General features: G+C 76.6%; 7 protein-coding genes and 1 pseudogene. 4 read left to right on the top strand and 4 right to left on the bottom strand.

The annotated features are described in order from the left end of the window. The coding region (locus tag IH80_RS41730; protein WP_030957072.1) for an NPCBM/NEW2 domain-containing protein at window positions 1-887 on the top strand (887 nt) is incomplete at its 5' end. 59 nt (window positions 888-946) lie between these two features. Here IH80_RS41730 and IH80_RS47300 read toward each other — a convergent pair. The 3 genes and pseudogenes from IH80_RS47300 to IH80_RS0101840 form a co-directional block, all read right to left on the bottom strand. Beyond that, complete coding sequence (locus IH80_RS47300) at window positions 947-1,795, bottom strand: tetratricopeptide repeat protein (protein WP_420708748.1); 849 nt, start codon at window positions 1,793-1,795, stop codon at window positions 947-949. An 84-nt stretch (window positions 1,796-1,879) separates the two neighbouring features. Next, window positions 1,880-4,127, bottom strand: a pseudogene (locus tag IH80_RS47295) (AfsR/SARP family transcriptional regulator); the annotation flags it as partial. Window positions 4,128-4,168: 41 nt separating this feature from the next. Next, window positions 4,169-4,675, bottom strand: coding sequence for a MarR family winged helix-turn-helix transcriptional regulator (locus IH80_RS0101840; RefSeq protein WP_030957071.1), 507 nt, complete (start codon window positions 4,673-4,675; stop codon window positions 4,169-4,171). A 121-nt stretch (window positions 4,676-4,796) separates the two neighbouring features. Here IH80_RS0101840 and IH80_RS0101835 point away from each other — a divergent pair, with 121 nt between their 5' ends. Beyond that, window positions 4,797-6,110, top strand: a complete 1,314-nt coding sequence (locus IH80_RS0101835) for an MFS transporter (RefSeq protein WP_234432073.1) — start codon at window positions 4,797-4,799, stop codon at window positions 6,108-6,110. Window positions 6,111-6,155: 45 nt separating this feature from the next. On the opposite strand, the gene IH80_RS0101830 is transcribed toward IH80_RS0101835, so the two are convergent. Further along, window positions 6,156-8,351: an asparagine synthase-related protein gene (locus IH80_RS0101830; RefSeq protein WP_030957069.1), complete on the bottom strand. Its 2,196-nt coding sequence runs from the start codon at window positions 8,349-8,351 to the stop codon at window positions 6,156-6,158. Between the two features lie 639 nt (window positions 8,352-8,990). On the opposite strand from IH80_RS0101830, the gene IH80_RS0101825 reads away from it, so the two are divergent. Beyond that, on the top strand, window positions 8,991-10,697 hold the full coding sequence (locus tag IH80_RS0101825; RefSeq protein WP_030957068.1) for a hypothetical protein: 1,707 nt from the start codon (window positions 8,991-8,993) through the stop codon (window positions 10,695-10,697). Window positions 10,698-10,726: 29 nt separating this feature from the next. Beyond that, window positions 10,727-11,959, top strand: coding sequence for an L-2-hydroxyglutarate oxidase (gene lhgO, locus IH80_RS0101820; protein ID WP_030957067.1), 1,233 nt, complete (start codon window positions 10,727-10,729; stop codon window positions 11,957-11,959). The last annotated feature ends 45 nt before the right edge of the window (window positions 11,960-12,004 follow it).

The following is a 12,004-nucleotide window of genomic DNA, read 5'->3' as shown; positions in this document are numbered from 1 at the left end:
GGGCCGGGGCCGGTGGCTCCGGGTCCGCGGCCGGGGGCGTTCTGGTCTCCGAGGGGATCGGACTGCCGGTCAAGGCCGGCATCGCCGCCGGGATCGCGGTGGCCGCGGCCGCCGGGGTGGTGTTCGCGCTGGCCGGGGACGATCCCGAGCCGCAGGCCCGGGTGCGGCCCGCGCCGAGCGTGGCCGCTCCGGCCGTGCCGGAGGCACCCGCCTCGCCCTCGCCGTCGGCGGAGCCGAGCCCGGCCGGGGAGGAGCCGCCACCCGCGCGCGCCTCCGTACCGCCCTCGCCGAAGCCGACGCCGTCGGCCCCGGCCTCTCCGTCGGCGGCGGCTCCGGCACCCTCGGTGTCCCCGCCGCCTTCCCCCGGCCGGGAGGAGGCGGCGCCCACGCCGTCCCCGAGCGCACCCTCGCCCGGGCCGACGACGACGCCGTCGCCCGTCCCGAAGCCGCCGCAGTCGTTCCGGCTGGCCGCTCTGCCGCACTCGGCGCAGGGCGACCGCAGCGGCCCGGAGCTGCAGACCTGGCGCAGCGGCTGGGTGTGGCAGCGCTGGGGACTGTCGGTGGGCGACCGGCGCTTCTCGCAGGGCATCACCGTGCACTCGCGCTCCTCGGTGGAGATCGCCCTCAACCGGCAGTGCACCACCTTCTCGGCGTGGGCCGGGGTGGACGACCTGTCGCTGTTCACCGACAGGTCGGTGCGGTTCTCCGTGTACGCCGACGGGCAGCGGCTGTGGCAGTCCGGCGTCCTCGGGCACGATGATCCGCCGGCCGCCGTCCAGGTATCCGTCGCCGGAAGCAAGTCCCTGCGGCTCGTGGTGGAGCAGGCCGGTCCGGGCAGCCTGCCGACGCTGGCGAGCTGGGCCGACGCGGTGATCAGCTGCCGGTGAACACCGACGGCCGGTGAGGGGCCGGTGAGGGGCCGGCGGGGCCGCTGCGGGGCCGGCGCTCAGCTGCCCGTGAGGGCCGTGACGACCGCGGCCGGGGTGAGCACGGCGCCCGCGACCTCCTCCCGTGCCCAGCGGTCGGGGCCGAGCAGCGCGCGGGTGCGTTCCGGGAGGCCCTCCACGGCGGTCGCCTCGGGGGCGGAGCGGGGCAGGCCCGCCCGCCAGGCGGTGGCCGCCGCGAGGACCCGTACGGCCTCGGCGGGGCGGTCGGCGTCGGCCAGGAACCGGGCCGCCGCCTCGGCCATCCCGGCCAGCACGCGCTCGGCGCACCGCGCCGTGACCGCGGCTCCGAGGGCGGGCCCGATCAGGGCCAGTGCGGCCGCCGGCCCCTGTTCGCGTGCGGTGAGGACGGCGTCGACGGTGTCCAGCCCGGCGGTGAGCTGGCCCGGCACGGTGATCCGCTCGGTCTGGACCCGGGCGAGCTCGCACTCGGTACGGGCGCGGCCGGCGTCGCCCCGCTGGAGGGCGATCAGGGCGGCGAGCAGCCGGGCATAGGCGCTGACGTCGTACACGCCGCCGTGCTGGTCGGCCTCCTCGTCGGCCTCGGCCAGGAGCCGTTCGGCGTCGTCGAGGTCGCCCGCACTGTAGGCGGTCTCCGCGATCCGGGCGAGGGCGAAGGGCGCCTCGACGTGGGCCCCGACCTCGCGGGCGAGGCGCAGGCACTCCTCGAACTCGGTGCGGGCCTCGGCGTACCGGCCGCGTGAGAGGGCGATCTCCCCGGCGGCGCTCGCGACCTGGGCGCGCGTCCAGCGGTCGCCGACGCGCTGGGCGATCGCGTGGAGTTCGGCGAGGTCGGAGTCGACGGTGGGCAGGCCTCCGGTGATGTCGATGGCGACGTGGGTGCGCAGCATGAGGACGACGCCGAGTTCCCACTCGCCCGCGTGGCGGCGGCAGTTCTCGACGGACCGGTCGAGGTCGGTGTGGAAGTCGAGGGCGTCGCCGGTGAGGAAGGAGGTGGCGGGCCAGAGGACTCCGGGGAAGACCGCGGTCTCGGGGGAGCCGTGCCGGAACGTCTTCTTGATGCGTAGGGCGAGGTCCCGGTACTCGGGCGTGCGGAACTTCTCGGCGGAGTTGCTCTCCGCGAGGAGGAACATGTCGAGGACCTGGAGGCGCATGCAGCGCCAGTACGCGGGCGTCCCCTCGGGCGGCCGGACGGGGGTGAGGGCGAGGATCCGGGTGGTCCACTCGGCGCCCTCGCCGCGGTAGTTGCGCAGCCACCAGAACCAGCCGAGGGCGAAGGCAAGGCGCTGCGCGGCTTCGGCGTCGCCCTCGTCGACGGTCGTGGTGTGGAGGGCGGCGCGGAGGTTGGCGAGCTCGGTCTCGACGAGCCGGATCCAGGGGAGCTGGGCGGCGGAGCGGATCAGGGGCTCGGCCCGCTCGGCGAAGGCGAGGAAGTGGGCGGCGTGGCCCTCGTCGAGGAGGTCCCAGGACCAGTCCACGACGGCCCGCAGGGTCTGCTGGCGCGGCAGGACGGTGCGGGCGCCGCTGGTCAGCAGCCGGAACCGGTTGTCCAGCCGGTCCGCGATCTGCCGCGGGGTCAGCAGTCGCAGCCGCGCCGCGGCCAGCTCGATCGCGAGCGGCAGACCGTCGAGGCGGGCGCAGATCTCGGCCACGGCGGCCGGGTCCTCGTCGACGGTGAACCCGGCGCGGGCCGCCGCCCCGCGGTCGGCGAAGAGCCGGTGGGCCGGGTCGGGCGGCAGGGGCTCGACGGGGCGGACGGAGGAGGCGTTCGGCGAGCTCGGCGGCGGCCTCGACGACGTGCTCGCAGTTGTCGAGGACGAGCAGCAGGCTGCGGTGCGCGCAGTGCTCGACGAGGCGGGTGGTGGTGTCGGCGGCGGGCGTCGGGGCCGGGGTCTCGCGGGCGACGAGGGTGTTCTCGCGCAGGCCGAGGGCGCTGAGGACGGCACCGGGGACGGCGGCGGGATGGTCGAGGCGGGCGAGTTCGACGAGCCAGCCGGGCTCGGGGTGGGCCGCGGCGGCGTGTTCGGCGAGGCGGGTCTTGCCGGAACCGCCGGGCCCGGTGAGGGTGATGAGGCGGAGGCGGGCCAGGTCGTCGTGGAGGGCGGCCAGTTCGGGCTCGCGGCCGACGAAGGAGTTCAGCCGGGGCCGGAGGTTCCCCCGCAGCGCCTCCGGCCGGGCGGACGGATCCCCGGCCACCTGCGGCTCCACCGCCGCGGCCTGCGGAGCCGGCCGCGGCTGCGGGGACGCTGCGGTCGGCGGGGCCGGTGCCGTCGGCGGGGCGGGTGCCGTCGGCGGGGCGGGTGGGGTCTGCAGGTACGCCGCGGACGGCGGGCGCTGCGGGTTCGCCGAAGTGGGCGGAACGGGCGCGGGCGCTGCGGTCTGCGCGGTCTGTGAGAACTCCGTGGTGGGTGGGGACTGCGGAGCTGCCGGGTTCTGCGGGTACGCCACGGTCGCCGCGGTCTGCAGGGTTGGTGGGGGCTGGGGCGGGTGGGGGTGGAGCAGTTCCGCGTGGAGGGCGGTGAGTTCGGGGCCGGGGTCGGTGCCGAGGGCGTCGGCGAGGGCGCGGCGCGTGCGCTCGTACGCGGCGAGGGCGTCGGCGGGACGGCCGGCGGCGCGCAGGGCGCGCAGCTGCTGGGCCCGCAGCGGTTCGTCGTACGGGCTCTCGTGGACCAGTGCCTCGATTTCGGGCAGCAGCAGCGCCGGGGCGGTGGTGCCGCTGAGCAGGTCCGCCTCGATGCGTCGGCGCAGGGCGACGGCGCGGCGGGCTTCGGGGGCGGTGGCGTGCGCGGTGCGGCCCGGCTCCGCCAGGTCGGCGAGGGCGGGGCCGCGCCAGAGGGAGAGGGCCGTGCGCAGGGTGCGGGCGGCGGCCGCGGGGTCCTCGGCCAGTTCCCGGTCGCCCTGGGCGACCAGGCGGGTGAAGCGGTGGAGGTCGATGTCGTCGCGGTCGGCGGCGAGGCGGTAGCCGCCGGTGGGGGCGGAGGGGACGGCGTCCCGGCCGCCGAGGGCTCGGCGGAGGCGGGCGACGAGGGCCTGGAGGGCCGCGGGGGCGTCCAGGGGCGGGGCGGCGCCCCAGACGTCGTCGACGAGTTCGGCGACGGCGGCCGGTCGGCCGGCGCGCAGGGCGAGGGCGGCGAGGAGGGCGCGCAGCCGGGCGCCGCCGATCGGGAGGGGGGCGCCGGTCTCGTCGCGTGCCTCGGTGACGCCGAGGATGAGGTACCGCACCGGTCAATTCTGCCCGGCCGCACGGCGGGTGGCGCGGGCCCTCAGGTGATCGAGGTGTCGCCGCCGGCCTCCAGAAGGGTGCGCAGGGCTTCGGCGACCGTGGCGCAGGTGGCCGGGTCCAGCGGGGCGAGCAGTTCGGCGTACTGGCGCAGGTGGTCCTCGAACAGCGACTCGGTGAGCGCGATGCTCTGCTCGGTCAGCCGGATCCGGACGGTGCGGCGGTCCTGGCTGTCACGCACCCGTTCGACCAGTCCCTTGGTCTCCATGCGGTCGATGCGGTTGGTGATCGCCCCGGAGGTCACCATCGCGGCCGGGATGAGGGCCCCGGCGGTGAGCGCGTACGGGGGGCCGCTGCGGCGGAGGGTGAAGAGGATGTCGACCTCGCCCACTTCGAGGTCGCGTTCGGCCGCGAAGGCCTTGAGGTGCTTGTCGAGGATCCGGTTCATCCGCTGGATGCGGGCCAGGAGTTCGACCGGCCACAGGCCCGGCACCAGCTCGGGGCGCTCCTGCGTCCACTGGTCGATGATCGCGTCCACCGCGTCGCTCATGCTGCCGCTCCCTTTTCCGCCGCCGTGCGCGCCCTGTTCGCCGCCCAGAATATCTCAACGTTGAGACACTTGACGTTGAGAGGATGGCCCTGATTTTATCTCAACGTTGAGATTCTGAACCTTGAGATGGATCGGAGCGGGCGCCACCATGACCACGATCGCCACCACGACCGCCACCACCACCACGACCGCCGCCGCCACCGCCGCCACCACGACCACCGCCGCGACCCGGGCAGAGGCCCCTGGGCCGGCCGCGGGCCGCACCCCCGTCCCCGCGCTGTGGCTGGCCCTGCTCGCCACCCCCGTGGCCGCCGCCGCCAACGCCCCCGTACTGATCCTCCCGGACATGGCCGCCTCCCTCGGGGTGGGCACTTCGACCGCCGCCTGGCTCGTCGCCGCCTTCGCCTGGGCCATGGCCGTCTCCCTCCCCCTGCTGGCCGGACTGCTCCGCCGCCGGGGCCTCGCCCCCGTCCTCCGGCTGTCCACCGCCCTCCTCCTCGGCGGCACGCTCCTCGTCGCCGCGTCCCCCTGGCTCCCCGCGACCCTCCTCGGCCGGGCCGCGCAGGCCGCGGGCGGCGCCGGCCTGGTGGCGGCCGCGATGAGCCTGGCCGGCTCGGCCCGCCGCACGGGCGTCATCAGCGCCGGCTTCGGCATGCTCGGCGCGTCCGGACCGCTGCTCGGCGCGCAGCTCTCCCACACCGTGTCGTGGCGGCTCTCGCTCTCGGTGTCGCTCGTCTCGCTGCTGGCCGTGCCCGCGGTGAGCCGGTACGCGACGGCCCCGGCCGCCACCGCCCCGCAGGGCCGGTTCGACGCACGCGGCGCCGCGCTGCTGACCGCGCTGGCCACCGCCCTGGTCCTGCTGCCCCACGCCCCGGCCGTGGCCCTCGGCTCCGCGGCCGTCGCCGCCGCGCTCCTCACGCTCCACGTACGGCGCCGGCCCGACGGCTTCGTCCCGGCCGCCCTGGTCCGCAGCCCGCTCTTCCTCGGCTCGGCGCTGCCGGCACTCGCGCTGTCGACCTCGTACTTCACGCTGCTGTTCGCCGTACCGCGACTGCTCGGCGACCGGGCGGGCTGGGACGTCACCGCGGCCGGGACCGGTCAGCTCGTGGCGCTGCTCACCGGATCCGCGCTGTCCTGGCTGCTGGCGGCCGGTTCGGCGCGCATGGGACGGACGGCCGTGCGCACGGTGCTGGTCGCGACCGGCACCCTGGCCGCGGTGCTCGCGGTGGTCGCGAGCTGGGGCCCGCTGCTGCTGATGGCCACCCTCGGCGCCGTGTTCGGCGCGACCGGCGCCAACGCGGTGCTGTCGGTGCAGGCCGCCTCGAGCGCCCCCGAACCCCAGCGCCCCACGGCCATCGGCCTGTTCACCCTCTGCTACCAGCTGGGCGGCGCCTTCGGTCCCGCGATCGCGACCGCCCTGGTCCTCGGATCCTGAACCACGGCCGTCACCCTCGCCCGCCCACCCCGGGCACCGCCACGGTCAGGACAGTGCCGGGCGGTGCACGGGGACGCCCTCGGGCACGGCCCGGCGCCGGGCCGCGGACGTGCCCGTCCAGCAGGTGCCGCGCCGCGCCAGCAGCCGGTGCAGCCACAGCTCCATCGAGACGAGCTCCGCGAGCCCGTCCAGCGGGACCGGGCGGCCTTCGGCCGCGTCGAGCAGCGCCTGCCGCACGACCCGGGCCTCGATCAGGCCGGCGTCCGCGAGCAGCGGGGCGGCGAAGAGGTCGAGCAGGTCGCTCAGAGCGGCCCGCAGGCCCAGCCTGGTCGCCGTCTCGTTCGGCAGGTGCGCGGTGGCGCCCCAGCCGGGCGGGAGCTCGCGCACCCCGGCCGAGTACAGGACGCTGCGCAGGATCTCCGCCCGTGCGCCCGGCTGCACGCGCAGGGACTCGGGCAGGGCGCGCGCGGCCCGCACGACCTGGTTGTCGAGGAAGGGGGCGTGCAGGCGCTGGCTGCGGACCTCCACCGCCTGTTCGAAGACCCGGTGGTCGGCGGCGTGTCGGGCCAGCACGGAACGCGCCCGGGCCTCCCCCGGCCGCAGCGACAGCGGGGGCCGCCCGGCCGCAGCCGTGAGCCGGATCGATACTTCCGCCAGCGCCTCGCCCGTGAGCCAGCCCGCGGCCGGACCCGGCCGGGACCAGGTCAGGGCGGCGAGGGAGGCGTCCACCGGACCGGAGGCGCTCGCGGTGACCCCGCCCTCGCGGAGCCGGGCCGCGGCCGCCTCCAGGCCCGCGCGGTACGTCGTACGGGCGAGCCGGCGGGCCGCCGAGTACACGGTGAGCGGCACCAGCAGGGACTCCCCGGCCGCTCCGGAGGCGGAGGCCGAACGGGCCAGCGCCGCCACCGGGCGCAGCAGGTGGCGTCGGCGCCGGTCCATCAGGAGGTCCGCCATGCGGGCCGGGTGGGCGTCGAGGACCTGCCGGGCGCCGTGGCCCGTGAAGTGGTCGGCGGCTCCGGCGGCGAGTCTGCGGCGCTCGCGGGCGGCGAAGACCAGCGAGGGGCCCGGTTCGTCGGTGAGCGGGCCGTCCAGGTCGGTGTACGGGAGGGCCTCGGCCGCGGCGGCGACCACGACGTGGTGCAGCCGCGGGTCGGCGGCGACGGCCCTGGCGCGTTCCAGTTCGTCCTCGCGCCCCTGCGGGGTGGCCAGGTCGTTGAAGGTGACGGCGAGCATCCGGGCCCCGGCGGGACTGGTGAGGCTGCCGGGCGCTCCCGGCAGCCCGGCCGCGAGCAGGGCGAGCGTCGCGGAGGCGCTGCCGCCGGACAGGTCGGCGCCCACCCCGGGGGCCGGGGCGCCGCGGGCGGCACGCCGGTCGGCCGGGCCCATGCCGGGCACGGGGCCGGGATCGTACGGTGGCAGGGTGTCGGGAGCATGCCGCGGCGCCGTGAGCCGGGCGCGCACCGCGTCGACCAACGCTTCGCGTACGCCCTCCACCGCGCGGTCGGCGTCGGCCTCGGGCGCCGCCACGGCGAGCGAGGCGACCTGTTCGTAGCCGGTGATCTCGCGGGAGCCCTCGCGCAGGATGAGAGCGTGCCCGGGCGGGATGCGGCGGACCCCCGCGTACGGGGTGCCGTCGCCGAGCGCCTCGGGGCTGTCCGGGCAGGCCAGCAGGGCGGCGAGATGGCCGATGTCGAGCTGCGCCTCGATGAGGTCGGCGAGCGGGAGGGCGGCGGTGGCGTACGCGGTGCCGCTCGCCCAGGGGGTGTAGAAGACGGGCCGGGCGCCCGCGAGGTCTCCGACGACGGTGATGCGGCGGCCGGCCTGGACGACGGCCGTGTAGCTGCCGGACCACTGGGTGAGGTGGCGCAGCGCGCCGCCGCGGGCCGCGTAGAGGGCCCGGCGCAGCTCGGCGTCGGTCGCGCCGCAGCAGCCGAGGACGGCGAGCCGGGTGAAGGGGTCGGCGGGGTCGGCGGTGACGGTGCGGATCTCGTCGGGGCGCCAGTCGCCGACGGCCCAGAGCGGGTCGGGATCGCCCCAGAGCAGCTGGGCGCCGACGGGGTGGACGGTGCGTTCCGCGTCCGCGCCGGGGTCGGCCGCGTGGGCGGCGTCCGCGATGCCGCCGTGCAGGGGCGCGCCGTCGCCGCCGTACCCGCCCGGTCCGTGGCCGGCTCCCTGGCCGGAGACGCGGCCCGCCGTGCCGAAGCTCGCGGCGATACTGCTCCACCCCACCAACCAGCGCACCGCCGCCTCCCCAGCCCGTGGGCACATGACCGGGGCACGGGCAGCACGGACAGCGCTGAGGGCGCGGTCGGCTGGACCCCGGTGGCTCGGGTCCATGCTGCCACGGGACAGGCGTGCGAGAGGGGTTATAGGGGGCGCACATGCAGACGAACACGCGCCGGCCACGCGGTATTTGGCGTTCCGTTCCCACCGCCCCACAGGTCGCTTTCGGCCATTCTTCGGCCGCCTGGAGAGCCGTCGCGCCGTGTCGGCGCCCGGCGCGCGGGCGCGGCCCGGGAGGCGGAATCCACCCCCCGGACCGTTCCGCCACCCGCGGGGATTGAGGCAGCGGCATCCCCCGGCCCACCCGGTCCACGCAGCGGGCCGACCCACGCACCGCACATCGAATCGCCGGGCTCCCGGACCGGCCAGAGCGCACGGGCGGGCGCACGGCCACACGGGCGGAGCACGCGACGGGACGTGCGCCCCCGCCACCGGCGCCGGACCGGACCGCGCAAACGGACAACAATCCCGCCATACGGAAGTAAGGGCCTTAACGCTTGGGAGGCGGGGAACTACGCTGGGTTTACGAAATGCCGGGCGCCTATGCCCCGGCGGCGTATGCGTTGTATGCGTTCCGCGTGTGACGAGGGGTGGCGCATGTCCAGGGAGCTCCGCGAGCCCAATGAGAAGCTCGGCGCCGTCCTCGCCCTCGCCGGCATCAGCAACGCCGGCCTGGCCCGGCGGGTCAACGACCTCGGCGCACAGCGCGGCCTGACGCTTCGGTACGACAAGACGTCGGTGGCCCGGTGGGTGTCGAAGGGGATGGTGCCGCAGGGCGCCGCCCCGCACCTGATCGCCGCCGCCATCGGCGCGAAACTGGGGCGGCCGGTGCCGTTGCACGAGATCGGCCTGGCGGACGCGGACCCCGCTCCCGAGGTGGGGCTGGCCTTCCCGCGCGACGTCGGCGCGGCCGTGCGCTCGGCCACCGACCTCTACCGGCTGGACCTCGCGGGCCGGCGGGGCGGTGGCGGGATCTGGCAGTCGCTCGCGGGCTCGTTCTCCGTGGCGGCGTACGCGACGCCCGCCTCGCGGTGGCTGATATCTCCCGCCGACAGTTCGGTGGCGCGGGAGCCGGCGGGTCCCGCGGGTCCGGCGCACCAACGGTCCACGGCTGCGGCCTCCTCCGCTCACGACACCCGGGCTCAGGATCGAGCCGGGGCTCAGGCGCCGGACGCACCGGCGCGCGACCTCCCGTCACAGCAGTCGACGTCACCCGGGGCACCGGCGGCGCACGACACGCCTGCGCCGGCTCCCGGGCCCTCCCCGGAGGGCCGTACGACGGGGCCGGCGACGGGCCCGATGTCAGCACCGGCCGGCTCGCCGACAGGCCCGCCGACCACCGTTGTGCCCGCGCAGCTCGGACCCGAAACGCCACGCGACCACGTGCAGCGCGTGGGCCACAGCGATGTGACCAAGCTGCGCGAGGCCGCCGAGGACGCCCGCCGCTGGGACTCCAAGTACGGGGGCGGCGACTGGCGTTCGTCGATGGTCCCCGAGTGCCTGCGGGTGGACGCGGCGCCGCTGCTGCTCGGCTCGTACACCGATGAGGTGGGCCGCGCCCTCTTCGGCGCGACCGCCGAACTGACCAGGCTGGCCGGGTGGATGGCCTTCGACACCGGCCAGCAGGAGGCCGCCCAGCGCTACTACATCCAGGCACTGCGCCTGGCCCGCGCGGCCGCGGACGTCCCGCTCGGGGGCTATGTACTGGCCTCGATGTCCCTCCAGGCGACCTACCGGGACTTCCCCGACGAGGGCGTGGACCTCGCGCAGGCGGCCGTCGAGCGCAACCGCGGTCTGGCCACGGCGCGCACGATGAGCTTCTTCCGGCTGGTCGAGGCCCGGGCGCACGCGAAGGCGGGCGATTCGGCCGCCGCCGGGGCGGCGCTGCGGGCGGCGGAGGGCTGGCTGGAGCGGGCCCGCGCGGGCGATCCGGATCCGACCTGGCTCGGTTTCTACTCGTACGACCGGTTCGCGGCGGATGCGGCGGAATGCTACCGGGACCTCAAACTCCCACGACAGGTGCGGCGCTTCACCGAGCAGGCGCTGTCGCGGCCCACGGAGGAGTACGTGCGGTCCCACGGGCTGAGGCTGGTCGTCAGCGCGGTCGCGGAGCTGGAGTCGGGCAACCTGGACGCGGCGTGCGCCGCGGGCACCCGGGCGGTGGAGGTGGCGGGCCGGATCTCCTCGGCGCGTACGACCGAATACGTACGGGACCTGCTGCACCGCCTGGAACCCTACGGGGACGAACCGCGCGTCGCGGAGCTGCGCGAGCGGGCCCGGCCCCTGCTCGTGGCTCCGGCGTAGACCCGCGTGGCCTCGTTGTCGGTGCGGGGGTGCAGTATGCAGGGGTGGGAGGTGTCGGCGTGGGCGGTGGCGTGGACTGCGATGTGCTGGTGATCGGCGGCGGAATCGTCGGCCTGTCGACGGCGCACGCCTTGTCGCGCCTGGCTCCGGGTACGAGGGTGATCGTCCTGGAGAAGGAGTCGGGCCCGGCCCGGCACCAGACGGGCCGCAACAGCGGGGTGATCCACAGCGGGATCTACTACCGCCCGGGCTCGCTGAAGGCGCGCTTCGCGGTGGGCGGCGCCGCGGAGATGGTGAAGTTCTGCGCGGAGCACGGGATCCCGCACGAGGTGACGGGCAAACTGATCGTCGCCACCGAGCGCGAGGAGCTGCCCCGGCTGCACGCCCTGGTCCAGCGCGGCCGGGAGAACGGCATCCCGGTGCGCGAGCTGGGCCCGGCCCAGATCACGGAGTACGAACCGCAGGTGCAGGGGCTGGCCGCGATCCACGTCGGCAGCACCGGCATCGTGGACTACGGCCGGGTGAGCGCCCAGCTCGCGGAGTCCTCCGGCGCGGAGATCGTCTACGGCGCCGAGGTGGACCTGATCTCGCGCCGCGCGTCGGCGGTGGCCGTGCGCACCACGGCGGGGCTGGTCTTCCGGGCCCGGATGCTGGTGAACTGCGCGGGCCTGCACTGCGACCGGATCGCCCGGCTGGCCGGCGACGACCCGGGCATGCGGATCATCCCCTTCCGGGGCGAGTACTACGACCTGACCCGCCCGGACCTGGTCCGGGGACTGGTCTACCCGGTGCCCGACCCGGCGTTCCCCTTCCTCGGGGTGCACCTCACCCGCGGCATCGGCGGCGGCGTCCACGTCGGCCCCAACGCCGTACCCGCGCTGGCCCGCGAGGGGTACGACTGGTCGACCGTGCGCCCCCGGGACATCGCGGACGAGCTCGCCTGGCCGGGCGCCTGGCGGATGGCCTCCCGGCACTGGCGGTACGGGACGGGCGAGATCCACCGCTCGCTGTCGAAGCAGGCCTTCACCCGGGCGGTGCGCCGCCTCCTGCCGGCCGTCACCGCGGCGGACCTGCAGCCCGCCGCGGCCGGGGTCCGCGCGCAGGCCGTCCTGCGCGACGGCACCCTGGTGGACGACTTCCTGATCCGCGACGCCCCGCGCACGGTCCACGTCCTCAACGCCCCCTCCCCGGCCGCAACGGCCTCCCTCCCGATCGGCCGCGAAATCGCCACCCGCGTCCTCCGCACCCTCGGCCCGGCCTGACCGGTGCGGGGCTCCATCCCGCACCCCGCACCCCGCACGCCGCAC

Source organism: Streptomyces sp. NRRL S-378, from assembly GCF_000720645.1.
GTDB lineage: Bacteria > Actinomycetota > Actinomycetes > Streptomycetales > Streptomycetaceae > Streptomyces.
Note: the sequence above shows the minus strand (reverse complement) of the source record. Positions and strands in the feature narration are given on the sequence as shown.